The organism is Helicobacter sp. (assembly GCF_029067145.1).
Lineage (GTDB): Bacteria > Campylobacterota > Campylobacteria > Campylobacterales > Helicobacteraceae > Helicobacter_D.
Genome location: NZ_JAIEFA010000021.1, coordinates 1 through 25488, shown reverse-complemented (window position 1 = coordinate 25488; position 25488 = coordinate 1). Strand labels below are relative to the sequence as shown.

Here is a 25488-nt window from a genome sequence, read left to right as displayed (position 1 = left end):
TTGAGTTTTAAATATCCACCTTTATACCAAAACTTATCTGCTTTACTTAAGACTTCTCCTAAGAGATAAGCTAAATGGTATTGATAAGAGAGGGATTCTTGATAATCTTTACAAGATTGTAAGGGAGGATATTTTAAAGAGGGAAAGATTTGAATGGTTTGTTTATAGAATCGCTGTTGTTGTTTATGGGATTGTTTGGGATTCCTTTAGTGGTGTTGGGTTGTTTATTTTCTTTTGTGTGTTTGTTTTTTGCTTTGGGATTCTTTTTATTTTAAAGAATCTTTCTCTTTTTTAAGAAAATGGAATCTTAAAAAGGAAGTATTGTAGCAAAAATGGGGGGCAAGGTTATGGATTCCAACGCAAGATAAACTCGCTTCCTCTGCCCTCTTGGCTATGGCAAGTGATTTGAATATGATAGATTTGGCAGATTTGCTTCACAAGCGCAAGCCCTATCCCAAACCCCCCTTGATTACTATTGCTACGATAATAACGTTCAAACACCTTATCCAAATCCTCTTTTTTAATTCCACAACCATTATCTTGAATGCTTAAGCTCTTTTGAGTTAATTTGATTCTCACCAATCCCCCATTTGCAGTGTATTTGAGCGCATTATCTAGCAGATTATCTACCACTCTAATAATATGACTGCGATTCGCTTCTAGCAAGCTTTTTGCATTTTGTAGCTCTATTTCCTTTGTGATTTGAATATTTTTTTTCTTGAAAAAATCTTGAAAATACACAATGCGTTCGTCTATTAATTGCGACATTTCAATCCTTTCAAGTTTCAATTCCCTTGCCTCATCAAAATTATAAAACAACAAATCCTGATAAATTCTCCCTAAAGTCTGCGCCGCAAACTTAATGCGTTCCAATTTCTGACATTGCGAAGAGCTTAGCTCCTTTGGATTCATTCTTTCAATGCTCATCAAAATCACACTCAAAGGTGTATTAATCTCGTGCGTGGAATCCTTAATAAACGCGTTTAAAGATTGGATTTTTTTACGCAAAGGCTTCAAGCTAAGCAATACCAAAAAATATCCTATTATGCTCATTGCAATTAATATGAGCAAAAAGATTCCAAACATCAACCCCAAAAGCTTGTAAATCTCTGCTTTGATTCCATCAGAAAAAAGTACCAAATAAAACTTTTTTGTTTGTGGATTAAAATTTTGGTGGGAATTTTGAAGTTCTTTTTCTTTCATTCCTTGATGAAGCAAATGCCAAAATCTTCCCATTGCCCTTTGTGTAATGAAATAGATTTTATCCTCTACAACAACGATTCTGTCGTGATGATTGCTCTTTATTAAATCTAAATCGTCTGTATGCCAAATCGCTTGAACCTCCTCTTTGCTTTTTTCTTGGGATAAAGAGCTAAAAACCACTTCTCCCTTGTGCGTTACAACCATAAAAGGAATCTGAAATTCCTTTGCGATTCTATGCAACAAATCTTGCATATTTTCGGTATCTACTTGCAATCTCTCATAAAAATTAATTGCCAAAGTATGCGCATTTTCGCGCAATACAATCGCCTTAGATTCCAAAATCGCAACTTTCTCTTTCTGATACCAACCATAAAAAACAATACTTAAAAAAATAAAACTTGTAGAGATATAAAGTGCCAAAATCTTTAATGCTGTTTCCCTTGCTTCCATTATTCCCTCATATTGCTAGGTTGATAACAATATCCCTCACCGCGCCTTGTGAGAATATTATCTTTACCAATGATTTGACGCAGATTCTTAATATATACACGCAAACTTAGCTCACTTGGCTCTTTGTCATAATCCCAAAGTGCAGAATAAATTTGTTCCAAACTCACAAAATGCCCCTCATTTTGCAACAGAATCTTTAACAATTCCCTTTCTTTGGCAGGAAGATTAACAATATTGCCTTGATAATACAAAATCTCCTCTGCACAATCAAAACAATATCCATTACCAAACTCAAAAATATCTAATTTTTTGCAATGTTTTAATTGTGCTTCCATTCTAAGGAGCAATTCAGAAAGCTCAAAAGGCTTGCGCAAATAATCATCGCAGCCACTTTTGAAGCCAATTTCAAGGTCTTTAAGAGAATTAAGAGCAGTGATAAAAATCGCCGGAATCTCTTTGCCGCTCTGACGGATAGAACGTAAAGTTTCAAATCCATTTTGTCCAGAAACCATCACATCAAGCAATAAAATATCAAAAGATTCTTCATAGACTTTATCCATAGCCTCTGTGCCATCACTACAACATACCACCGCGTATCCCTCTTCCTCTAGGCATTCCGCGATAATTTCTTGCAGCACCATATCATCTTCAAGTAGCAAAACTTTTGCTTTCATTTCTCTCCTTTTATTCCAAGGGATTATACCACAAGCAAATAGATTCAATTCATTGAGGTTGCGCTATAATTTTACTTTCACATCAAAGGGGCAATGTATGGAATTAGCAAAGATATTAGAATCCTATCCTAAAAATTTAAGCAAAGTCCATCGTCATTTGCCATTAACATTGGGTAAGAAAACTTGTATTTATGGTGCTAAGGGCATTGGAAAGACAGAAATTATCCTCAACCATTATGCCAAAGCAGAATTTAGCTCGTCCAAAAAAATGTATTTAAATCTTAACGATTCCCATCTTAACCAATGTAAAATTTCAGAATCGCTGCTAGATTTGCTCCAAAAAGAAACCATTGACATTTTAATTCTAGACCATTTCAGCCCCTCTCTTTTTTCTCCTACTCTTTTAGATTCCATTCCCACACCCCAAATCACAATCATTTCACAATCTCCTTTGATAAATCCAAATTACAATCTTGTAGAGATTCCGCCCATCACCTTTCAAGAATTCACAAAGATTCGCAAAACTCCTATTGATGAGAGTTTAAATTCTTATTTAAAATTTGGAAATCTACTAGAGGCGGAACATCTTAATGAATACAAAAAGGGAGAATTTCTAAAAATACTTGCGGGAGATTCTATTAATTTTTGGATTCTGCAAAATCTCATTCTACATTTAGGGCAAAAAGCTTCCATTCATCAGATTTTTACCAAACTCAAAAAAGAGGGAAAATTGTCCAAAGATAGATTTTATGAATATTGCAAAATCCTAAATAAAAGCAAGATGCTATTTTGGCTTACCAAGTTTGAACACGAATCTGCGCCCAAAAAATTATATTTTTGGGATTTTACACTGAAAAATACAATTTCCTATGAGCGTAATTTTGCATTATTGTTTGAAAATATGGTTTTTTTGGAGCTACTTTATCATTTCAAAGAGGAAATATTTTATACAGACAAACTAGACTTTTATCTGCCCAATTTATCACTCGGGATTCTTTGTATGCCTTTTATTCAACACCATATTTTAGAATCTCGTTTGCACAAAATTATCAAAGAGCGCGAATTTTGCGATTCTTTTTTAATTTTATCGCTCAACCATAAAGAATCAGGCGAAAACTTAGGCACACCCTACCAAGTCTTGCCTTTTAAAGATTTTGCCTTGCAAGATTTCTTGCCTAGAATTTTCTAATTGGAAACTCATATTTGTGGCACAGAAAGAAACAAGGGCTTGCAAAAAGTTAGATAAGTCTATTTTAGCATAAAACGTCGTAAGGCGTCCTCTACTTCTACCGGATTTGACTTTGAGATAAACTCATCTGCATTGAGAGAACGTGCCATATCCTCGTTGCTACTTCCACTCATAGAAGAATTTACAACCACAGGAATCTTAGAAGTCAATGGATTTGCTTTGATTTGCTTGATGACCTCAAATCCACTCGCTTCTGGCATTTCTAAGTCTGTGATAATAATCCCAATTTTAGAAACATCTGTCCCTTCGGTAAATACATAATCAAGCAATTTTTGTCCATTGACAAAAGATTTATGCGCAACGCCAATTTTCTTAAGAATATTTTGCATTGTCTTAATAACACTTGGTGAATCATCTGCGAGTAAAACTTCTTTGCTTGTAATGATTTGCTTAATTTTATTCATCTCATCATTCTTTTCGGTTTCAATCCACGGGAATACATCTACAAGCATTTTTTCAATATCCACCACTTGCACTAATCGTCCATCAAAATAACGCGTTCTACTGACCAACTTGCTATTTAAACCAGAATTCCCAATCCCTGCACTTTGTTCAATCTCTGTCCATTTTTTGTTTAAAATTCTGTCTGCTTCGTAGATTCTAACGCCTACCGTCCATTTAGAAAACTCGCAAATCATAATCACTTCATCATCGCCCGGAGCGCGTCTAATCGCATAAGGTTCAAGATTCTTTGATTTATCTCTAGAATCATAATAAAACCATTTACGCAAATCAATCAAAGGAATCGTAAGCTCACGAATCGTAATCAATCCCTCCACTAAGGAACTTCCCTCGTGAGAGACGACCGTAATTTCCCCACGATATTTGACAACTTCACGAATCTTAAAAACATTCACCGCATACAAATCTTTATCTTTTTCAAGCCGAAAGCATAGGAGCTGCAATTCGTTGTTTCTGTGCAGATTGGTTATTTGATCAACATTGGACAAATTTGACATTTCCAAAACCTTAAATTTAAAAATTTCCGTGTATTATAACATAAAGCAGATAAAAGTTTTAAATACTTTTATAATATTCTCTAAAGGATTCGCATTTTTCAAATAATTCTGCTTGTGTTCCATTGGCAATAATTTTTCCATTTTTGAAAAAATAAATTTTTTGTGCTAGAGAAACCGTAGAAAATCTATGCGCAATGATAATCACAATCCTATCCTCTAATAATTCACTCAAAGCTTCCCTAAATTCTTCTTCCGTTTTGTTATCTAGCGCACTCGTAGCTTCATCTAGGATAAGAATCTCTGGATTTTTATAAAGTGCGCGTGCAATTGCGATTCTTTGACGCTGTCCTCCACTTAAGTTTGCACCAAACTCATTTAAGATTGTATGGATTCCATCGGGCAAGGATTCCACATATTCCAAAATCCTTGCTTGTTTCAAAGCAAGTTTGACCTTTTCTTCCTCTATTTCACTTCCATAAGCGATATTTTGCGCAATGCTATCATTAAAGATAAAAATCCTTTGCGTTACAATCGCGATTTTGGCACGCAAACTTGCCTGTGTGAAATCTTGAATATTTGTATCATTAATGCAAATCTCTCCAGAGTTTGGCTCATAAAGTCGCAAAAGCAAATTCACAAGCGAACTTTTCCCTCCGCCACTGCTTCCAACCAATGCGATACTTTCTCCTCGTTTGACTTCCAAATTAATATTATGCAAGGCTTGTTTTTCTTGATAAAACAAATCCACATTTTTAAACGCAATCTTTTGTATTTGTGTTGCAAGCTCCTTTGCACCATCTTGGATTCTTGCGCGACGATTCAACATTTCAAGAATCCTATCGCTCGCAGCAAAAGCAATTTGAAATTTGCTATAAAGATTATTTAAAGCCTTAAAAGGAGTATAGAGCATAAAAAGTGCCGTAACAAAAGAAAAAAACGCTCCTGTGGAAATTTCATCATCAATGACTTTATGCCCACCAATCACAATCACAACTGCAATCGCAATCGCGCCTAAAGTCTCCATTAAAGGAGAGGTGAGTTCAGAGACTTTCACGGTTTTCATTGAAATTTTAAACCATTCTTTATTGTGATTTGCAAACTGCTGACATTCCATTTTTTCGCCTGCACTTGCCTTGATGAGCTCCATATTATTAAAAATCTCAATCAATTTAGAGGACAAATCTGCACTTTTTTCTTGTAATTTTTTAGAATTTTTACGCATACTTTTTGCGATTCGTGAGATAGGATAAAGAGCTAAAGGCATTACGACAAGCCCATAAAAAGCCAATTCTGGACTTTGATAAATCACCACTGCAACCAATCCAAGAATGGTTAGCCCGTGCTTAACACCCTCCACTAGATAGCTTGAAATCGCATTTTGTATTGCACTAATATCATTCATAACGCGCGAGATTAACTCTCCTTTGCGATAACGATTAAAAAAATCCATTTCAAAAGTCAAAATTTTTTCTAAAAGAATTTCTTTTAGCTGACACACGATGTTTTGCCCTACGAAATTCATATAATAGCTCTGAATCCACGCTCCAGCACCTTTGGCAAAATACGCCAACACAACCAAAAAAGGTAGAATCTGAAGCATTGTCGTATCTTTTTTGATAAAAATATCATCTAACACAGGCTTCACAAGATAGGCACTTGCGGCACTTGCGCCTGCGACTAAAATCGTGCCAACAATAGAATAAAATAAATATAATTTATAGTCTTTAACATAAGGTAAAAAATATCTAAAAAATCGTTTCAAATGAAGATTCCTTTCAATAGATTTTCAATTCATACTAAAAAATAATCGTGTCGTGATTGACTTTTGGTTGATATTTAATCGGCGATTCATCGGTATAATAAAATCTCTCTCCCTCTACAATACGACTTTGCACACCTTGTGGAATCGTAAATTTACGTTCCAATCCAGGGTCAATTTCTAAGATTTTGTCAAAGAAGTAAGAAAAGGCAGGTGCTGGAGCGATACCTCCCGTTTCACTATATCCCATCGGCGTATTGTCGTCTTTGCCATACCAAACAATCGCTTCAATGCTAGGAGAAAATCCGCAAAACCACGCATCTACATTATCGTTTGTTGTGCCTGTTTTACCTGCTAACTCAATCCCTTCTACTTTGGCGCGCTTACCTGTACCTTGATTAATCGCATTTCGCAAAATATCCACAATTAAAAAGCTTTGTTTGGGTTTGCTTAATTCGCGTTCCTCTCCACTAAAATAAGCAACATCTCCTTGCATATCCACGATTCTATCAATCAACATTGGTGTGATGACTTTGCCATAGTTTGAAAACACCATAAAATTTTTTGCCATTTCAAGCGGAGAAGCCCCAAAACTACCTAAAGAAATTGTCAAGTCTTTGGGCACATTTTCAAATCCATAATCCAAAATCTCCCGATAGATTCTATCAAATCCCACTTCCTCTACAAGATTAATCGTCGCAAGATTCAGCGATTTTGTCAAAGCAGTTTTGAGTGAGATAAAGCCACTTAAAGAACTTCCATAATTTTTTGGTTGCCATTTTTTACGCACATTACCCACTCTATATTCATAAGTGCGGGCAATATCTGGAATCTGATAATTTTGCGCTAACCCAGAATTAATCGCACTAAGATACAAAAAGGGCTTGACACTACTCCCAATTTGCCGTTTGCTTTGCGTCGCACGCGAAAAATTACTTTTTTGATAATCCACTCCTCCCACAAGTGCTAGAACCTTCCCTGTTTTATTCTCCAACACCACAAAAGCGCCATTAAGTTTTTCTTCTAATGCTTCTTCTCCTTTGTGTCGTGATAAAATCTGCTCATACCCAAAATACAACGCTTCTTGTGCAATCTCCTGATAATCCAAATCAATATTTAAATAAATCTTATATCCAGCAGTTTTTAAATCCTCCAACCCAACTAACTGCCGTTGCACTTCATCTACCACATAAGGCGCGACATTTTTTGTCAATGTGTCGTTATAAACCTTGGGTTGCTCGCTCAAAGACGAATCTAGCACCTCTTGCGAAATCCACCCCACTTCATACATTCTTTGCAAAACATTATTTGCTCTCCCCAAAGAAAAATCATAATTTTTTGTCGGGTCATAAAAGCTCGGGGCACGTGGCAAGGAGACAAGCATTGCGATTTCTTTTAGTGTCAAATCCTCCATATTTTTACGAAAATATCCAAGTGCTGCGGTTTTGATTCCATAAAATCCGTGCCCAAAATAAGTATGATTCAAATAAACTTCCAAAATTTTTTCTTTGGTCAGAATCGTCTCCAAACGCAAGGCTAAAAGAAATTCTTTTATTTTACGCTCAATTGTTTTTTCGCGCGTCAAGGCAAGATTCTTAATAAGTTGCTGCGTGATTGTGCTTCCGCCCTCTGCATAGCGCGCATTTTTAATATTTTTAAGCATTGCGCGAATGATTGCGTCAATATTCACGCCGGGGTGCTCAAAGAACAAAGTGTCCTCAATCGCCAAAAGAGCCTCCACAATGCGCGGTGGAATCTCCTCAAAAGTCGCATAAAATCTAAATTCTTTGTCAAAAAGATTTGCAACCAATCGCTCTTGTCTATCAAAAATCTGCGTGGCAATAGGTGGCTGATAGTTAATAATCTTGTCTGTATCGTTGCGAATTTCAGAATAAATTTGAATCACAAAAACTACTATTCCGATTCCAAAAACAATCCCAAGAACAACCAAAATTCTTAAAAAAACTTTTACAAAACTCATAAATAACCTAAATCAAAAAAATAATAAAGTATTAATTTTAACATAGAAATTCTAAAGGCGAGTTTTAAGAGATAAGATTCTGTTATTAGGGTTTGATTTATTGAGTTGTGAGGTATGTGGAATTGCGAGATTCTATGAAAATAGAATCTCGGCAGGTTTTAGAAAGTATAGCGCACTTCTAGTTGCAAACGATTTCTGTCTTCAGAATCTCTATCACCAAAAATACTATTTCCATTCTCATCAGAATGCTTTGGCGTTACATTTTTATCCCTATCAGTCGTGAGCATTGCATAATACGCACTAAGAGCTAAGTTTTTGTTATATTGCCAGCGCACCACAGGAGTGATTTCTTGGAAATCAATATCGCCTCTGTTTGTCGCACTATATTTTAGCTCGTTTGTCCCATTGACATATTCAATCCCAACATTAAGATTATCCAAAATATCATAATTCAAGCTACCATAGAAAACACTAAGCGAATTGCCTTGATGATTGTTAGGCATTGATTGTCCCTCAATTGGAAGTGTAGAGATACTCACGCCCGTTGCGTTGTTTTCAAACCAAATTTGCCCTACTTTATTAAAGCTTCCCTCATTATCCAAAGATACTGCATAAGAATCTTTAGAGTTGCCCATATAGCCAAGTTTTAGCGCAAGAGGCACATCGTAATCGTGGAATCGCACTCCTGCTTCTAAAGTATAAAGGTCTGCTCCGCCACGCACTCTGTCGTTATAAACTGCTTTATTTGCAAGAATATGATTTCTATCATTATCCAAATTTGCAAACGCATATTGTCCTGTGATATGGAAGAGGCTGTTATTAAAGCCTAATTGCAAGAACATTCCGCTATCTAAAATATCCTCAATTTTAAATCCCCAAATCTGCGCTTCTACATTTCCCACACTTGTTTCGTAGTTTCCTAATGCTGCAAGCGTATAGAGTGGCTTGGTGATAGAACCTCCGGTATTATTGCCTGTTGCCGCGCCAAAATAGCCCGGTTGATAATCATCAATACTCCAAGAATCAAACGCACCTCCGACAAATGTCCAATGATTAATATCTGAATTGATTGCTAAAATCCCTGTTCCTCTATCATCTAATGGGTCGTTTAGAGGAGTAGTAAGAATCATTTTTCCTGCTTTAATTGTCGTATTGGTGGAATCTGGAGTAATCACGACATTAAAATCTCCCACACCAAAGCTACTATCTTTTCCTGAACCTAAGCCCTCACCTAGACCGGGATAAGTGTTTCCGTGATTTACATTTTGTTCTGGGTTATGATAGCGCACACCTAGATTCATTGCAACATAATCTGCAACCGGCACTTTAAATAACACATCTGCACGCCATTGATGTCTTGCAGCTCCCTTATCCGAGTTGTCTTTGACATAGTTTCTGTCGGTGTATCTGTCGTCTCTGTAACGATAACGCAACATTCCGCTGACATCTACTCCTTTGATTGCTTCTTCCAAATCCTGCGCACTTGCAGAACTTGCGATTCCACATACCGCGACACACGCCGCTAAACTAAGTTTTAAAAATTTCATTTTGACTCCTTGATTGTTAAAGGCGTGAGATTACTTAAATTATACTTAAATTATACTTAAATTAACGGATTTTTGGATTCTATGTGGTTAGCTTTTTGTCTTTGCGAGATTTTGGATTGCTTTGGCTTCACCTCGCAAGGACGAGGCAATATATCCTTGCGAGAAAATTTGCAAAATTTTCGTGGCAATCTATCGTCTAAACCAAAAAGGACGCACAATCAAAGCGCAAAATATTTTGCTTCAGAATGTGGCACAATCAGAGCGGAAGTTGTCGCTTCTGGCGTCATTTGGTAAGTTTGACTTAGAGTAATGCCAAATTCTTGCGGATTGAGCAGCTTAAACAACCCCTCACTTAATGCCAAATCTGGACACGCAGGATAACCAAAGGAATACCGCTGACCACATTTAGAATCTAGCCCAAGCTCCTTGCGCACGCGCCTATGCACGAAATCCGCTAATGCTTCTGCCAAATCCATACCCAAAGCGTGCACCAAGTAATATTTATGGTATTGCGATTCCTCATAAAGTTTCTTTTCAAAAGGCGCAAGATTGTGTCCGCTTGAAACCAAATGCAAGGCACAAATATCACCCTTTGGATTAAAATAATCACTCAAGCACAAATAAGGCTGTTTGCTACTTCGCGGAAACAAAAAGGATTCCACATTTTTGAAATTAGAACCCGCGCTTAACTCCAAAATCAAGCCCTCTTTCAAATCCTTAGGCTCTTTAGTGCGCGTGTGGAAATACCCATAAAGCACGATAGGATTAAAGATTCTTTGTTCTAGTAATTCTTGCTTAAGGTTTTCAAACAAAGGCTCTAATTCTTTTTGCTTTAGCTCTAAGTATTCCTCTTTTTTGAGTTTGCTATATCCCCAACGATGTTTAAAAAGCAAATCTTTGTCAAGGAGTGCAAAGACTTCTTCTAATTCGCTTTCACTTAATTGCAAAGACTTGCGCCCAAAAAATGGTGCTTGATGGCGTGGATAATCAAAGTTTAATTCACATTTTGTGGGTTTTGGCACAGAATCGTATGCGGAATCTTTGGAATTTGTGGAATCTGTGGCGAGTTTTTTTGCCAAACGCGCTTCTTGTTTGCTTGCCTTATCTGCCTTGTCTCCTTGCAAACCTGCTTTATCACTTGGCAAACTCAAATCGCTTAAATCTCCACTTTGGATTTTCTGCATTGCCGCGACACTATCAAAAGCGTCTTTGCAATAAAACAGGATTCCATCATAATTTGGCTTACAATATTCCTCCACAAAATTGCGATTGAGTGCCGCTCCACCAAGCATAACAGGAATCGTGATTCCACGTCTTTTAAGCTCCTCTAAATTTTCTTTCATCACGAGGGTGGATTTCACAAGCAACCCGCTCATACCGATACAATCTACCTTTTGGGATTCTATCACTTCTATAAACTTTTCTAATTCCGCTTTGATTCCGATATTAATGACATTAAATCCATTGTTTGTAAGGATAATATCCACAAGATTTTTACCCACATCATGCACATCACCCTTGACCGTTCCAATCACAATTGTTGTCTTGTGTGTGCTTTGCTTTTTGGGCAAAAAAGCATTCAGATAATCCACGCTCTTTTTCATCACTTCCGCACTCTGAAGCACAAAAGGAAGCTGCATTTCACCCTTGCCAAACTTTTCTCCTACGATTTTCATTGCGTCAATTAGAATCGTATTGATGATTTTTTCTGGCGTGATTCTTTCTTTTGCTTGTGGCAAAAGCTCTTGCATCGCATTTAAATCCCCATTGATGAGATATTTTGCGATTCTTTCTTCCTCGCTTAGATTTTCCTCTTCTTTGTTGTTTTGAATCTGCATTCCTGCTTTCTTTTCAAAATGCTTGATAAACGCATACAAAGGCTCGCTTGTGCGCGAAGAATTAAAAATCAAATCCTCACAAATTTGAATATCCTTCTTGTCCATTTGCGCATAAGGAATCAAATGCGCGACATTCACGATTGCACTGCTTAAGCCTTTCAAAACCGCGTGATAGAGAAAAACAGAGTTTAGGCAAATCCTCCCCTCTTTGCTCAAACCAAAAGAAATATTAGAAAGCCCTAAAGTGCTTCCGGCTTTTGGATAGAGTTCGCGGAGTTTTTTTATCGCCTCTAGTGTCTCTATCCCTGCGGTAAAATATTCTGCGTCTCCGCTTCCAATCGTAAAGGTAAGCGGGTCAAAAATAATATCCTCTTCGCGCAGATGATGGATATTTTTCGCGCGTTCCATCATTCTTTGCGCGCACGCAACTTTGCGTTCAAAAGTCTTGCACATTCCTTGTTCATCAATACTCAAACACACCAAAACCGCACCAAACTTCTTTGCTAAACTCGCAACTTTATCAAATTTTTCAATCCCCTCCTCTAAATTCGCAGAATTAATGATTGCGCGTCCGCCGATAAGTTTTAATGCAGTCCCTAACGCATTGACTTGCGTAGAATCGGGCATTAAAGGAAGCGGAATCTTCGTGGCATAGCGCGAAATCAACTCTCGCATATCCTTGCTCTCTTCTCTTCCGGCAAATGCCACGCTCACATCTAAACAATGCGCGCCGCTTCGCACTTGCACACTTCCTACGCCCAATGCCCCCTCATAATCCTCCGCAAGCAACAATTCACGAAACGCCTTAGAACCTGTGGCATTAGAACGTTCGCCAATCAGCAAGGGCGCGGGTTCTTGATGAAGCTCCACTGCGCCAAAGAGCGAAGCAATGCTTGGTTTATATTCCGCTTTTGGCGGCAATGGAATCGCATTTTTTGTTTTCTCTACCAAAAGCCTAATATGTTCTGGCGTCGTCCCACAGCAACCCCCAAGCAACACGACACCCGCAATTTCTAAAAAGCTCTTTTGAATCTCGCTAAACTCCTCCGCACCCATAGGATAATAAGTGATTCCTCCGCGATTCTGCGGAAGTCCAGCGTTTGTATGGATAGAGAGAGGAAATTTACACACTTCACTTAAGGCAAGCAAATGTTGTCGTGCCAAATCAGGTCCAAGCCCGCAATTCATTCCCAAAGAAAGCAAAGAAAAAGGCTCTAAGATATGAAAAAGTGTCGTAATGTCCGTGCCAATGAGCATTGCGCCATTAGTTTCAATCGTAACAGACACCATTACAGGAATCTTGGGAGCGACTGCTTCACACGCGTGCAATGCAGCTTTAATCTGTAAAGGGTCTTGTGCAGTTTCTAGCAAAATCACATCTGCGCCCGCCTCCTTGAATCCCTCCACGCATTCACAATACCCGCTAAACATCGTATCATAATCAATATGTCCTAAGCTTGGCAACTTCGTGCCTGGACCCAAAGAAGCCGCGATAAAAAGGGCGTTTTGCTGATTCTCTAGTGCCTTGTGCGATTGGATACAAGACTTCGCAAGTAAAACGCCCAAAGCCGCAATTTCTTTGCATTGGGATTCCAATCCATATTCTGCCAAAACCCAAGGCATTACCCCAAAAGTATTTGTTTTTAAGATATTCGCTCCCGCTTGCAAATAGCTTGAATGAATCCCTGTAATCACTTCTGGAGCATAGAGGTTTAGGGCTTCAGAACAACCCTCCAACTTCTCGCCTCTTTTATTTTCTCCCCAAGTTGGAATCTCTCTTTTTTGGATTTCCGTTCCCATTGCGCCATCAAGAATCAAAACGCGCTTTTTTAATAACTCTTGAAGCCTCATTTAAACCCTTTTTGTCGCACGACTTAGCCAAAGCCAAAGCCCACCTAGCAACACGATAACAAACGCAGGGGCAAGAGCGGGATACTCTCCTATCATCTCAAATCCTTTGATTAAAATTCCACCCGAAAAATATCCTGCGATTCCTAAACTAACACTCCAAATCACCGCGCCTATGGCGTTATAAAGATTGAACTTAAGCAAAGAATAAGGTGTTAGCGCAATCGCAAGTGGCACAAGCGTTTTTAAGCCATAAATGTATTTTTTAAAAATCAAAATGAGAGAGCCATATTTGCGCATAAGCAAATGCACCAATGCTAATTTACGCCGATGAGACGCAAGATAAGGCTGCATCATTGCTTTTTGATAACGCGCAAGATAAAAAAGCAACCAATCCCCCAAAAAATTTGCTACACAAGCAACCAAAATGCTAAGACTTAAATCCATTTTGCCTGCAAAACTCAAAACACTTGCACCAATAAGAGCGACAAATCCGCCACCAAGGGAGTATAAAAATAAAATTGCATAGCCATATTTCGCAATCAAATCTATCGTTTCTTGCATTGTTTTCCTTAAGTTTTAACGAATCAAAAGTAAAACTTTAGCAAAATCTTGTCTTTTTTGCGATAAATTCTGCTAAATTGTCTTTTGACAATGTAATCTAAAGACGAAATTTTATTTGAAGGATTACTTGCGATAAGCAAGCACATAGAGATTCTAATTTGTCTTATTGTGTTCTTTAGGATAAAGTGAAGCATGCCAAATACAAAACCCAACCAACGCCACGCCCGCCCCTATATGCACTGCCTTTGCAACTCTATTTTTCATAAACAACGCACTTCCGCTTGTTAGCAATAAAGTTGTTGTCATACCTATTTTAGCCATTTCTCTCTTCCTTTCCATATGGCTTTTTGTAAGTTTTGGATTTCGTTTTACAAGAGGCTTACTTATTTGCGATTCTGTCTGTGTTTCTCTGTTTTCTTCCATATTTACCCCTTTGCCTTTGATTTCATCTTGTGCTGCTGGTATTTTTTTCTCTTTAATTGTGCATTTTGCAATGTTTTTGCTGTTAAGATTCCACTTGCAAAGGTGGTTAAAAGTAATAAAATCTGCATCTATGTCCTTTGAATTTTAATGCGTTGCAATGCGTTAAGCAAAAGTGCAATCGTCGTTCCATTGTGCATAAAGGCGGTTTGAATCGGGCTAAGCTTCCCAAGACTCGCCAAAGCGAGAATCAAGGAATTGACACTCACAGCGATTTTAAATCCTCTATGCACTTTCTTTAAGGCTGCCACTGCAAGCTCCCTTGCCTCTGCCACCACTTCAATATCATCACGCAAGAGCACAATATCCGCGCTCGCTTTAGCAATATCTGCTCCTTTGTGCATACCGATTCCAACATCTGCGCGTATGAGAGCGGGTGCGTCATTGATTCCATCGCCGACAAAAGCAACTTTTTTGCCCTCTTGTATAATCTCCTCTAAAATTTCAGCCTTTTGGGTGGGCAAAACTTCTGCATAATAGCGGTCAATCCCCAATTCTAAGGCAATTTGCTCGGCTTTTTGGTGTGTATCGCCTGTCAGCATAATGATTTCCTTAATGCCACTTTCGCGCAGACGCGATAAAGCTTTTTTGGCATTTTCTCTTAAAGTATCCTTTAGCAAAATAACGCCTAAAAGCTTCTTGTCATAACCTATAAACAAAGGCATTTCTCCACTTTTTAAGTGTTTGGAGATTCTTTCCTCATAAGAGGTAAATGCGATTCCCTCATCATCTTCCAAAAAATGCCTAGAGCCTATAACAACGCATTTTCCGCTAATTTCGCTTTTGACGCCATGCGCAACGATAAAGGTTACTTCATCGTGATGAAAATGCCTAAAATGCTTTTCTTTTGCCGCTTTGACAACTGCTTTTGCTACAGGGTGAAAATAATGCTCCTCAATACTTGCAGCGAGATTTAATACCGCTTCTTTATCCCAAGATTCCTCAAAAGAAACTACATCTAGCACCTCTAAATCGCCTTTAGTCAAAGTGCCTGTTTTGTCAAACACAAACACTTCTGCAAGCTGCAAGGATTCCAAGCTTTTTGCACCTTTGATAATAATCCCTTCCTTGCCCGCATTGGAAATTGCAGATTTAAACGCAACAGGAGTTGTAAGCTTCAAGGCACAAGAATAATCGGCTTGCAATACGCTCGCACTGCGCATAAGGTCTTGTGTGAAAAAATAAGAAAGCAGGGACAAACCAAGCGTAATAGGCACTAAAGAATCCGCCATTTTAGAGGCATTCAATTCTTGAGAGGATTTTTGCACAAGCGTTTCTTCAATATAGGTTTTAATGCGCGCCATTGCGGTTTGTTCCCCCACAGATTCCGCCCAAACCTTAATTTGTCCCTCTTGCACAATCGTGCCAGAGAGCACTTTATCCCCATAAACTTTTTGGGCAGGAGTTGCTTCACCTGTCATAGAGATTTGATTTACCAACGCTTCCCCTTGCGTGATGTGTCCATCTACCAAAATCGCATCTCCTGCACCAATCACGACAATATCGCCGACTTTCAGCTCCTCACTTGAGACTTGCAAAAGCACATTTTCACCCTCTTGGATTCTCTCTACCCAAGCCTCCCCGCTCTTTTGCTTTGCAAGCTCTTTTAGCAAATCATCACTTTTATACATTGTCATCTCTTCAATGTATTCTCCAAGTGCTAGCATAAAATTCGTAGAATTTGCTGTCTTGAAATCCTTTAAATACAGCGAAATGGCTATTGCCATAGCTTCTAGTGTGCGTGAGTTAATACCACGTTTTAAGGTTTCTTTAACTCCGCTAAAAAGCAAAGGGGCAGAGGCAATCGCGGAGAATCCTAATTGAAATTTGGGATTTCGCAAAAAAGGAGAAATCAATAACGCACTTCCAGCCCGCGCCACTTCAGCAGAACTCGGAATCTCATCGCGCAAAGCCAAATAGCTTTCTTTTTTATAGACTTCTTGCGATTCTATCCTTACTTGCTCTAAGGCGTTTGCAACGAGACTTGTAATCTCCTCTAACTTACCCTTAAAAATTACAATCACATTGCCTAAAATTGCATTAATGCGGACATTGGAAATCTCTGCACAAGATTCAAGCAAAAGACGCAATTTTAGAGAATCCACCCTAAAACCGGGTTTGCAATGATATTTAAAACGTGCTCTTGTTTGGGTTGCGTGCAATAAAATGAGTTGCATTGCTTTAACTTAATGTTCTGGAGTGTTTAACTCAACATCATTGACTTCTGCTTTTGCGTCTTCATAACGTTCTTTTAACTCCTCTATTCCACTTTCAAACAAGCTACTTACCTTAGCAAAACCTTTAAAAATCGCTTTTTGCGCATTCTCATTGGTTAAGAGAAAGGTTGCAACTGCACCAATAAGTGCGCCTTTTAGAAAATCTTTTTGCGCATTCTCATTTCCAAGAAATCCTGTTGTAGTATAAGGATTGTTTTGGCTTTGAGAGCTTGGGATTCCGTATTGCGTGTTGTTTTGTGTATCTCTTGTGTTAAAAGAATTGATATAGGGATTATTTGGATTTGGTTGAGACATTTAAAAACTCCTTTTATAAATTAGATTTAGCTTTTGGATTTGCAAGTGTTTGGATTCCATAAATACTCGCCATTCCAATAGCAACTAATGTTGTGGCTTCTAACAAATTTTTCAATGGTGATTGTGTGCTTCCCAAAGAATTTGCCGCTGCGATTCCACAAGCCGTAATGATTCCACCCTCCAAAGTTGCAACAGCCGTATTCTTAAGGGCTTCTTTTTGGCTAATTTCTCCTTTTTGAACCTTAGAATACTCATAAGCCCCACTCAATATCAAAGCAATCACCCCACCACTTAATGCGTGTCCTGCAATAGAGCGAGGCATACCTGTATTAACAATCATTTGAAAAACTCCTTATGTAGTTTGCGTAGAATCCTTAGAATCCTCTTTGGATTCTATTTTATCCTTTAAACTCTGTGCGGTTTTCTCAAGGGTGCTTTGCACACATTGCAATGCCTTATGAGAAACCTCTTTCCCTTTATCCAAACCTTTTTGCAAATCTGCACTTATTGTGTGATTTTCAAAAGATTCCTTGATTTTTTTACGTTGCGTAAAGATAAGCGCAACTCCTGCTCCGACTGCTAGTCCCGCAACAAATGGTAATGCCATTCTTACTCCTTGTTTTGATTTAAAAATTCATTCAATAAACTCGCCCCCAATGCTCCAACAATAACGCCACCAATGAGAGAATAGTTTAATTTATGCAAAAAGCTTTCTAACTCCATTTGACTTAGAGTTCCATTTTGCATTTTATTAAGCATTTCGCCCGCCTCATTGAGTAGCACTTTACCCTCGCTCAAGGCTTGAAATGTGCTTTGGAGATTCTGTGCAGAATCTCGTGTGGCACCTTGAATCTGCTCAAGTGTATAAGAAAGTGAGGGGATATGGTTATTAAAGCTTGCGGCTTGGAGACGATAAAAGGTATCTATCACTTCCAAATCCTTTTCATTTGCAATAAGAGTATTGTAAAGTTCTACATTTTTATTTTCATTTACAAGCGCAGTCTGCAAAATTTCTTCTATGCTAGAAAAATTTGCAAAACTCTCTGCATTATAGGGATTCTGTGGAATCGAGACACCTAAATTTTGCAAATGCCAACTTAAAGCATTGATATGCGTTTGTTCGGCACTTTGGAGATGAACAAAGACTTGCCCATAAGAACTTACAGAGGTATAAAAGCTGTAAGCCTTGTATTCATCGTTTAAAGCCAAAAGCAAATTTTCAGCGCTCATTTAATCTCCCTCTTTAAGATGATGATTGATGATTTGTGCAATCTCTTCTAGTTTTTCGCCTCGCATTAAATCCTCAAAAACCTTTGGATTTAGCAAATGTGCATCGTATTGAATCGTCAATGAGCCAATTAATTCATTAAGCTTGATACTGAATATCAATGGAGTTTTTTCTAAAAATTTCAAAAATGCCTGAAAATCTACCGCACTATTTTTCACATATTCTTTTAATTTCATATTTGCACGCAAACGGATTCTACCCTTTGTGTGATGAATAATAGAAAAATAATCGCGAAAAACCTGCAAGTCTTGAGGTGTAATGGAAAATTCCTGACCCTCTTTTAAACATAATTTTTCCATTCTACTTTCTTAGAATATTAATAATCAATGTTAATATCTTAAAGCGAAATTATAAGAAAATGAAAATTAATATCATCTTAAAGTTTTTTTAATAAAGTTAAGATTTAATTCTCTTCAATCGCAATTAAACAAAAACTTTGTAGAATTGCGCGAAAATTTCATTCTTAAAGGTATTTTATGGAAAAGCCGGCTGTTGATAAAAAAGCCATTAAGCAGTTTTTTGATTTTTGCAAGGAAAATGAAGTAGAATTTATTGACTTCCGCGTTACGGATATTAAGGGGATTTGGCATCATTTTTCTTTCAGCGCAAGTTCTATTGATGAAAGTAGCTTTGAAGGGATTCCTTTTGATGGAAGCTCTTTTCCTGCGTGGCAACCCGTTCATCAGTCGGATATGATTCTAATCCCAGACCCAGTGCGTTATTTTATTGACCCATTTACTGCCGATACGACAGCAGTAGTATTCTGTGATGTATGGGATATTTACAAAAACAAACCCTATGAAAAATGTCCTCGTAGTATCGTTAAACGCGCAATGAAACATCTAAGTGAAAGCGGAATCGGTGATGTGGCATATTTCGGTCCAGAAAATGAATTTTTCATTTTTGATTCTATCAAGATGAAAGATTCTGTGAATTGTCAATACTATGAAATTGACACAGAAGAAGGAGAATGGAATCGCTCTAAAGAATACGAGGGAGTAAATCTTGGACATCGTCCCGGTACAAAAGGAGGTTATTTCCCAGTCGCTCCTGTGGATTCTATGGTAGATTTGCGTGCAGAGATTGTCAAGGTGCTCAATCAAGTAGGACTAGAAACCTTTATCGTGCATCACGAAGTTGCACAAGGACAAGGAGAGGTAGGAGTCAAATTTGGCGATATGCTTGAAGCAGCGGATAATGTCCAAAAGCTCAAATATGTCGTAAAAATGGTTGCTCATCTAAATGGTAAAACAGCTACTTTTATGCCAAAACCACTTTATGGAGACAATGGAAGCGGTATGCACACACATATTAGCATTTGGAAAGAAGGCAAGAATCTTTTTGCAGGAAATGCCTATGAGGGCTTAAGTGAAATGGCAATGCACTTTTTAGGCGGTGTTTTAAAGCACGCAAGAAGCATTGCGGCTTTTACCAATGCTTCTACAAATTCCTATAAACGCTTGATTCCAGGCTTTGAAGCACCTAGCATTCTTACTTATTCTGCGCAGAATCGTAGTGCAAGCATTCGGATTCCTTATAATAGTGGAGAAAAAGCAAAGAGAATGGAGTTTCGTTTCCCAGATAGCTCAAGCAACCCTTACTTAGCTTTCGCTGCGCTTTTAATGGGAGGACTAGATGGCATTATCAACCAAACAGACCCGGGCAAACCGATGGAAGTCAATCTTTTTGAACTCACTTTAGATGAGATTCGTGAAAAGGGTATCAAACAACTTCCACATACTCTAAGAAGTGCAATGGAAGAAATGCTTTTAGATAAAGAGTTTTTTAAAGTGGGGCAAGTTTTTAGTGAAGAGTTTATTCAAACCTATAAACAATACAAATTTGAAACCGAAATTTGGCCTTGGGAAGCACGTCCGCATCCTTTTGAGTTTATCACAACTTACAGCTGCTAGATTCTAAATTTCTTGTAGTTTTTTCAAGGTGTAAAACTAAAAAAGAGTTTTAAACTTACAAAACTCTTTTGCGTCATTTGTCCTGATTCTTTTTATTTTAAAATTTGCAAAAATTTGCTATAATAGCAGAATCTATTTTTTATTTAAGGGATTTAATATGGAGTCTTCAACAATTAATCTTCTTAGCAACTATATGCCTATGGTGCAACGTTATCAATCGCAATTTTCATCTTTTAATACCTTACTTAGCAAAACAACTTTGACAGGTAAAATTAGCTCTTTAGATATTGCGGAAAATCTTTTTGATTATATGGAGAAAACACAAGAAAAGTTTGAAAATCTTCAAGATAGGCTTATTGAAACTATCTTGGAACAAACCTTTTTTAATTCTTATGAAGAAGCAAACACTTCTGCAAAAATCATTGCGGAAATCCTTAAGCTTTATTTTCACAATCGCCACGAAGACATCTCTACGCTTGCACAAAGTAAATACTTACTAGATTTATGTCTAAACTTTGAATCCCACAAAGATAAAAATCCAGAACAATGCAAAGCCGCTTTAGAAACAATTGTTGCATATCTTAAAAAATTTGCTGCTAGTAGCGCAGTTTATAAAGATATTATGATTTATCACAATGATGGCACACTTTTGCAAGCAATTGACTTGGGCAAAAAATACGCTATTGCTTACACAACAAAACTATCCCCTATTCTTGAGGCGCGCAACATAGAAAAATATGGGGAGTTTTATCAAAAAGTTGATTTTTATGATACCAAAGAAAAAGAGAAAGAAGAAAGAACGGAATTTTTCTTCGTCATTCCTTTGCGCCAAAACAAAGAACAAGCGCCCATTATGGTGCTTACTTTTGTGGTAGATGTCCAAGAAGAATTTAAAACGATTTTAGAACGTTTCCCTTATCGCTTACCACAATCCAATCTTGTGATTATTAATCAAAAAAATCATATTTTATTTTCTGATAATACGCGTATGTTTCCTAATGGACAATTACTAAACTTAACCGAACACAAAGATTATACTTTTTTAGAATATCGCTCTAAGGCTTGTATGGTTGCATTGCAAGAAATCAACAATATTCAAGGTTTTACAAGTATTACAGAGCAATGGCGCATTTGTAGAATCGTGCCACTTTATGTTGCATTTGATACCAAAAAACAAACCAACCACAAAATTGACCCTCTTTTGCTAGAAAATTCTTTACTTGTTACGAAAGATTTAGATATTGTTATTGCAGAAAGTGAAAACATTAATGAAGAATTAGGAGATGTTGTTATCAATGGTGAAATTATCGCTTCAAAAAGCCATTCTTATGCACTCAATCCAATTTTAAATAATATTAGAATCTTAAGCGAAGAGATGAACACACTTTGTGTTCAATCCACAGAAGAATTACAAAAAGGAATCTACAATGCACTTTTTAATGTGATTGACTATTATTCCAAATATCTTGCATTAATTACAGATAGTCTTTTTAGAGAATGCGTTAAAGATTCTGGGTGGATAAAAAATGGTATAGAATTTAAAAACTATTTAAATGAGCATACACAAGGCAATCTTACACCCGAAACGCTTGCAAGCACCAAGGCACTTTTGGAACGTTTGAAAACGAATTTTAGTAATTTTTATAACATTATTCTTTTTGACAAAGAGGGCAATACTTTACAAAACTCATTAGACGATATCCAATTCAATGCAAAAAAACTCGGAATCATTGACCGCTTCAATAGTGGCAATCTTAATAATCTCATAGTTTCCAACTATGAGCCAACCGCATTCTATAACAACAAAAAAACCATTCTTTTTTATGATGCAATCAAAGGAGATAACAACAAATTCTTAGGCGGCTTGCTTTTTGTGCTAGATTTAGAAAAGATTCAAACATTCTTGGATAATTCCCTACCTAAAGAATCTGCGATTCTTTCTGAAAAAAGTGAAATATTCAGTGTTGCTTTTGATAGTGCAAAAAATATTTTAGCCACTACAAAGCAAGATTTCAACTTTGAAAATTATAATTTAAGCGAAACATTTGATTTCAAAAGTCTAAAAAATTTCAAAAAAATTATTCAAATTGGACAAAAACATTATCTGATTTGTAGCGAAGTTTGCAATCCTGCGCAAAGTGCTTTTACAGAATACACCAAACGCTCGCTTTATGTTATGATTTTTGTTGCAGTCAAAATAGAAGAGAATATGGAGGAAACCCTACAACAAACCGAATCGCTAGAATCTCCAAAAGAGCAGTCTAACTAGCCCATCTTCTATAAGATTCCTCTTGTTGGAATCTTATCTTAAACAATGAATTAGAATCAATCAATTTTCAATACTGCTAAAAATGCCTCTTGTGGGAGAGCAACTTTACCAATAGCTTTCATACGCTTTTTCCCTTCCTTTTGCTTTTCAAGCAATTTGCGCTTACGCGTAATATCTCCTCCATAACATTTAGCAGTAACATTCTTACCCATAGATTTGACGGTTTCGCGTGCAATGATTTTATTGCCCACACTCGCCTGAATCGCTACTTCAAACAATTGTCGCGGAATAATCTCTTTCATTGCCTCTACCAACTCTTTACCCCTCTCATAAGCTTTAGATTTTGGCACAATAATACTAAGTGCATCTACAATCTCATTTGCTACACGAATATCAAGTTTTGCCAAATCTCCCTCTTGATAGCCAATCGGCTCATAATCAAAGCTCGCATAGCCTTTTGTGCAGGACTTTAATTTATCATAAAAATCCATTACGATTTCATTTGTCGGAATCCAATATTCTAGCAAAACACGCGTTTCTTGCAAATATTCCATTTTCTTTTGGATTCCGCGCCGCTTATTTAAAAGTGTGATGATATTGCCCAAAAACTCACTTGGAACGATGATTGTAGCTCTCACATAAGGCTCTTTAATCCCTGAAATTTTTTGCTCTGGTGGCAATTCGCTAGGATTTTGAATATAAACAATCTCTCCGTCTGTCTTACTCACTTCATACACAACCGTAGGGGCAGTAGCAATCAAATCAAGTCCAAATTCACGCTCCAATCGCTCTTTGATGACTTCCATATGCAACAAGCCCAAAAAACCTATGCGGAATCCAAATCCTAATGCGACAGAAGTTTCAGGCTCATAAGTCAAACTAGAATCGTTTAACTTCAGCTTATCTAGTGCATCGCGCAAATCCTCAAACTTGTCTGTATCAATCGGATAAATCCCTGCAAATACAAAAGGTTTTGCGGGTTCAAACCCAGCCACAGGTTCTTTTGTGCGCTCCTTAAAATCCGTCATTGTATCCCCTACGGCAATATCTGTTACATTCTTAAGCCCCAAAATTACGATTCCAATCTCCCCACTTTGAATCGCCTTTGTTTTTTCTTGACGCAAAGGGTGAGGATACATAAGCCCCAAAACCTCGTGATTCTTACCACTTCCCATAATATAAAGATTCTGCCCAACCTTGATACTTCCGTCAAAAACCCTTACAAGAGCAAGCGCACCAAGATAATTGTCAAACCAAGAATCATAAATCAATGCTTTTGTGGGCGCATTAGAATCACCACTTGGCGCAGGGATTTTTTCCACAATGCTATTAAGCAATTCTGTGATTCCAAGATTCGCTTTTGCACTCACTTGCAGAGCGTTTGTGCAATCTAGCCCAATCGTCTGTTCAATTTCATTTCTTACGCGTTCCACATTTGCCGCAGGTAAATCAATTTTATTCAGCACTGGGATAATTTCAAGATTATTTTCCAAAGCAATATAAACATTTGCGATTGTTTGCGCCTCTACTCCTTGACTTGCATCTACTACCAACAATGCCCCATCACTTGAAGCAAGAGAACGTGAAACTTCATAGCTAAAATCCACATGTCCGGGCGTATCAATCAGATTTAAAATATAATTTTCACCTTTATAATTATAGTTTAAACGCACGCTTTGCGCCTTGATTGTGATTCCTCTTTCTTTTTCAATCTCCATTGTATCCATTACTTGAGCACTCATCTCGCGCGCACTAATTGCGCCACAAGCCTGAATCAAACAATCTGCCAAAGTAGATTTACCATGGTCAATGTGTGCGATAATAGAAAAATTACGAATCTTTTGCATTGCGTCCATTAGAATTAAACCTCAATCATCAATTTTGAAGCCAAAATCTTAGCAAATTTACACTTAATATTTTTGGCTATGCTATAATTTAGGCTTTGATTTTTCATTTTAAGGCATTTTATGAAAATATTTCATCTATTCACTAAAATTTTGGATTTTATTACAAAATATTTCAAGGCATTCCTCTTTCTGCTTATTGTTGGATTGATTTTCGCACCAAAAGAGGATTTACCAAAACAAGATGCAAATGTCGCAAGAATCAATCTTTATGGCACAATTTTGCAAAGTGATACCTTTTTAGAAGAATTAGAAAAAATAGAGCAAACCCCAAACATTCAAGGAATCTTACTTGTCATTGATTCGCCCGGAGGAGCAATTGCTCCAAGCGTAGAAATTTCTGAAGCTATCAAACGCATTCACACAAAAATCCCTGTGGTTGCCTATGCACAAGGCGCGATGGCAAGTGGAAGCTATTTAGCGGGCGTTTGGGCGGATTCTATCGTAGCAAATCGTGGCGCACTTTTAGGCTCTATTGGCGTCATCATTAATGGCGCAGACATCAGCGAACTTGCAGAGAAGCTTGGGATTAAACCGCAAACCCTCAAAGCTGGAATCTATAAAGAAGCAGGCACTTTTATGAGAAAGTGGAATCCCCAAGAAGAAGCTATGTTAAAAGATTTAGTTGAGGAACAATACAAAATGTTTGTCCAAGAAGTTACCCTTGCACGCAAAATTTCACTACAAGAGGAACCAAACTTCGCGCAAGGTAGAATCCTAAGTGCTAATACTGCGCTAAAATTTAAGCTCATTGATAGAATCGGCAGCCTTTATGACGCGCAAGAATTGCTTTTCAAAAAAGCCAACATTCAAAATCCTAAGTGGTATAAAGAGGAAAAAGATAAAATTGAAATCTATTTGGAAAAAATCTTTGGGGACAATTTCGCACTTGGCGTGCAAAATGGAATCGCACTTGCGCTAGAGCAATTATCCAAAATTTGGCTAAAAGGCAACTAATGCAAATGATACTAAAAATCCAAACGCCAGACCAAAAAGCCTTAATTGCAGAGCTTACACGCGTAATTTTTGAA

The 25488-nt window shown here is 37.5% G+C and carries 22 protein-coding genes; 5 read left to right on the top strand and 17 right to left on the bottom strand.

Annotation, left to right across the window (positions count from 1 at the left end):
* Window positions 1–149: 149 nt before the first annotated feature.
* Window positions 150–275, top strand: a complete 126-nt coding sequence (locus tag K2N75_RS01640; protein ID WP_297680344.1) for a hypothetical protein — start codon at window positions 150–152, stop codon at window positions 273–275.
* A gap of 70 nt (window positions 276–345) precedes the next feature.
* Here the strand turns inward: K2N75_RS01640 and K2N75_RS01635 are convergent, their stop codons facing one another.
* Both K2N75_RS01635 and K2N75_RS01630 read right to left on the bottom strand, forming a co-directional pair.
* Window positions 346–1653, bottom strand: a complete 1308-nt coding sequence (locus tag K2N75_RS01635) for a HAMP domain-containing sensor histidine kinase (RefSeq protein WP_297680342.1) — start codon at window positions 1651–1653, stop codon at window positions 346–348.
* On the bottom strand, window positions 1653–2327 hold the full coding sequence (locus K2N75_RS01630; RefSeq protein ID WP_297680340.1) for a response regulator transcription factor: 675 nt from the start codon (window positions 2325–2327) through the stop codon (window positions 1653–1655). The genes K2N75_RS01635 and K2N75_RS01630 overlap by 1 nt, the downstream gene beginning before the upstream one ends.
* 97 nt (window positions 2328–2424) lie before the next feature.
* On the opposite strand from K2N75_RS01630, the gene K2N75_RS01625 reads away from it, so the two are divergent.
* Entirely contained in the window at window positions 2425–3516 is a 1092-nt protein-coding gene (locus tag K2N75_RS01625; protein ID WP_297680338.1) for an ATP-binding protein, read from the top strand.
* 59 nt (window positions 3517–3575) lie between these two features.
* Here K2N75_RS01625 and K2N75_RS01620 read toward each other — a convergent pair whose 3' ends face one another.
* The 14 genes from K2N75_RS01620 to K2N75_RS01555 form a co-directional block, all read right to left on the bottom strand.
* Window positions 3576–4535 carry a chemotaxis protein gene (locus K2N75_RS01620; protein ID WP_297680336.1) on the bottom strand — a complete coding sequence of 320 codons (960 nt, stop codon included), beginning with the start codon at window positions 4533–4535 and terminating at the stop codon, window positions 3576–3578.
* A 58-nt stretch (window positions 4536–4593) separates the two neighbouring features.
* On the bottom strand, window positions 4594–6297 hold the full coding sequence (locus K2N75_RS01615) for an ABC transporter ATP-binding protein (RefSeq protein ID WP_297680333.1): 1704 nt from the start codon (window positions 6295–6297) through the stop codon (window positions 4594–4596).
* Between the two features lie 34 nt (window positions 6298–6331).
* Window positions 6332–8275 carry a PBP1A family penicillin-binding protein gene (locus K2N75_RS01610; protein ID WP_297680331.1) on the bottom strand — a complete coding sequence of 648 codons (1944 nt, stop codon included), beginning with the start codon at window positions 8273–8275 and terminating at the stop codon, window positions 6332–6334.
* 158 nt (window positions 8276–8433) lie between these two features.
* A complete protein-coding gene (locus tag K2N75_RS01605) occupies window positions 8434–9822 on the bottom strand; it encodes a major outer membrane protein (protein WP_297680329.1) in 1389 nt (462 codons plus the stop codon).
* Between the two features lie 218 nt (window positions 9823–10040).
* Window positions 10041–13511: a homocysteine S-methyltransferase family protein gene (locus tag K2N75_RS01600; protein ID WP_297680327.1), complete on the bottom strand. Its 3471-nt coding sequence runs from the start codon at window positions 13509–13511 to the stop codon at window positions 10041–10043.
* Window positions 13512–14072, bottom strand: coding sequence for a DedA family protein (locus tag K2N75_RS01595; RefSeq protein ID WP_297680325.1), 561 nt, complete (start codon window positions 14070–14072; stop codon window positions 13512–13514).
* Between the two features lie 153 nt (window positions 14073–14225).
* Window positions 14226–14495 (bottom strand): hypothetical protein, encoded by a 270-nt coding sequence (locus K2N75_RS01590; RefSeq protein ID WP_297680323.1) that lies wholly within the window; start codon window positions 14493–14495, stop codon window positions 14226–14228.
* Window positions 14496–14497: 2 nt separating this feature from the next.
* On the bottom strand, window positions 14498–14623 hold the full coding sequence (locus tag K2N75_RS01585; RefSeq protein ID WP_297680321.1) for a hypothetical protein: 126 nt from the start codon (window positions 14621–14623) through the stop codon (window positions 14498–14500).
* Window positions 14624–16729, bottom strand: coding sequence for a heavy metal translocating P-type ATPase (locus tag K2N75_RS01580; protein ID WP_297680319.1), 2106 nt, complete (start codon window positions 16727–16729; stop codon window positions 14624–14626).
* A gap of 9 nt (window positions 16730–16738) precedes the next feature.
* A complete protein-coding gene (locus tag K2N75_RS01575) occupies window positions 16739–17083 on the bottom strand; it encodes a YtxH domain-containing protein (RefSeq protein WP_297680317.1) in 345 nt (114 codons plus the stop codon).
* A 13-nt stretch (window positions 17084–17096) separates the two neighbouring features.
* Window positions 17097–17423 (bottom strand): hypothetical protein, encoded by a 327-nt coding sequence (locus tag K2N75_RS01570; protein WP_297680315.1) that lies wholly within the window; start codon window positions 17421–17423, stop codon window positions 17097–17099.
* Window positions 17424–17435: 12 nt separating this feature from the next.
* Window positions 17436–17690, bottom strand: a complete 255-nt coding sequence (locus K2N75_RS01565) for a YtxH domain-containing protein (protein ID WP_297680313.1) — start codon at window positions 17688–17690, stop codon at window positions 17436–17438.
* A gap of 2 nt (window positions 17691–17692) precedes the next feature.
* Window positions 17693–18313 carry a hypothetical protein gene (locus tag K2N75_RS01560; protein WP_297680311.1) on the bottom strand — a complete coding sequence of 207 codons (621 nt, stop codon included), beginning with the start codon at window positions 18311–18313 and terminating at the stop codon, window positions 17693–17695.
* The gene (locus K2N75_RS01555) at window positions 18314–18670 is read right to left on the bottom strand and encodes an HMA2 domain-containing protein (protein WP_297680309.1); all 357 of its coding nucleotides are present in this window, start codon (window positions 18668–18670) and stop codon (window positions 18314–18316) included. It lies immediately after the preceding gene.
* Window positions 18671–18847: 177 nt separating this feature from the next.
* Between K2N75_RS01555 and glnA the strand changes: the two genes are divergently transcribed.
* Together glnA and K2N75_RS01545 are read left to right on the top strand one after the other, a co-directional pair.
* Window positions 18848–20284, top strand: coding sequence for a type I glutamate--ammonia ligase (gene glnA, locus K2N75_RS01550; RefSeq protein ID WP_297680307.1), 1437 nt, complete (start codon window positions 18848–18850; stop codon window positions 20282–20284).
* Between the two features lie 157 nt (window positions 20285–20441).
* Window positions 20442–22553 (top strand): hypothetical protein, encoded by a 2112-nt coding sequence (locus K2N75_RS01545; RefSeq protein ID WP_297680305.1) that lies wholly within the window; start codon window positions 20442–20444, stop codon window positions 22551–22553.
* A 56-nt stretch (window positions 22554–22609) separates the two neighbouring features.
* On the opposite strand, the gene lepA is transcribed toward K2N75_RS01545, so the two are convergent.
* Window positions 22610–24400: a translation elongation factor 4 gene (gene lepA / locus K2N75_RS01540; RefSeq protein ID WP_297680346.1), complete on the bottom strand. Its 1791-nt coding sequence runs from the start codon at window positions 24398–24400 to the stop codon at window positions 22610–22612.
* Between the two features lie 120 nt (window positions 24401–24520).
* Here lepA and sppA point away from each other — a divergent pair, with 120 nt between their 5' ends.
* A complete protein-coding gene (gene sppA / locus K2N75_RS01535; RefSeq protein WP_297680303.1) occupies window positions 24521–25414 on the top strand; it encodes a signal peptide peptidase SppA in 894 nt (297 codons plus the stop codon).
* The last annotated feature ends 74 nt before the right edge of the window (window positions 25415–25488 follow it).

Coding starts and splice junctions, on each gene's coding strand:
- K2N75_RS01585 (WP_297680321.1), bottom strand. CDS start 14,623: ATGCAGATTTTATTACTTTTAACCACCTTTGCAAGTGGAATCTTAACA.
- K2N75_RS01580 (WP_297680319.1), bottom strand. CDS start 16,729: ATGCAACTCATTTTATTGCACGCAACCCAAACAAGAGCACGTTTTAAA.
- K2N75_RS01545 (WP_297680305.1), top strand. CDS start 20,442: ATGGAGTCTTCAACAATTAATCTTCTTAGCAACTATATGCCTATGGTG.
- K2N75_RS01610 (WP_297680331.1), bottom strand. CDS start 8,275: ATGAGTTTTGTAAAAGTTTTTTTAAGAATTTTGGTTGTTCTTGGGATT.
- K2N75_RS01635 (WP_297680342.1), bottom strand. CDS start 1,653: ATGGAAGCAAGGGAAACAGCATTAAAGATTTTGGCACTTTATATCTCT.
- K2N75_RS01625 (WP_297680338.1), top strand. CDS start 2,425: ATGGAATTAGCAAAGATATTAGAATCCTATCCTAAAAATTTAAGCAAA.
- K2N75_RS01555 (WP_297680309.1), bottom strand. CDS start 18,670: ATGGAAAAATTATGTTTAAAAGAGGGTCAGGAATTTTCCATTACACCT.
- K2N75_RS01570 (WP_297680315.1), bottom strand. CDS start 17,423: ATGATTGTTAATACAGGTATGCCTCGCTCTATTGCAGGACACGCATTA.
- K2N75_RS01560 (WP_297680311.1), bottom strand. CDS start 18,313: ATGAGCGCTGAAAATTTGCTTTTGGCTTTAAACGATGAATACAAGGCT.
- K2N75_RS01630 (WP_297680340.1), bottom strand. CDS start 2,327: ATGAAAGCAAAAGTTTTGCTACTTGAAGATGATATGGTGCTGCAAGAA.
- K2N75_RS01600 (WP_297680327.1), bottom strand. CDS start 13,511: ATGAGGCTTCAAGAGTTATTAAAAAAGCGCGTTTTGATTCTTGATGGC.
- K2N75_RS01620 (WP_297680336.1), bottom strand. CDS start 4,535: ATGTCAAATTTGTCCAATGTTGATCAAATAACCAATCTGCACAGAAAC.
- K2N75_RS01595 (WP_297680325.1), bottom strand. CDS start 14,072: ATGCAAGAAACGATAGATTTGATTGCGAAATATGGCTATGCAATTTTA.
- K2N75_RS01565 (WP_297680313.1), bottom strand. CDS start 17,690: ATGGCATTACCATTTGTTGCGGGACTAGCAGTCGGAGCAGGAGTTGCG.
- K2N75_RS01605 (WP_297680329.1), bottom strand. CDS start 9,822: ATGAAATTTTTAAAACTTAGTTTAGCGGCGTGTGTCGCGGTATGTGGA.
- K2N75_RS01575 (WP_297680317.1), bottom strand. CDS start 17,083: ATGTCTCAACCAAATCCAAATAATCCCTATATCAATTCTTTTAACACA.
- sppA (WP_297680303.1), top strand. CDS start 24,521: ATGAAAATATTTCATCTATTCACTAAAATTTTGGATTTTATTACAAAA.
- glnA (WP_297680307.1), top strand. CDS start 18,848: ATGGAAAAGCCGGCTGTTGATAAAAAAGCCATTAAGCAGTTTTTTGAT.
- K2N75_RS01590 (WP_297680323.1), bottom strand. CDS start 14,495: ATGGAAGAAAACAGAGAAACACAGACAGAATCGCAAATAAGTAAGCCT.
- lepA (WP_297680346.1), bottom strand. CDS start 24,400: ATGCAAAAGATTCGTAATTTTTCTATTATCGCACACATTGACCATGGT.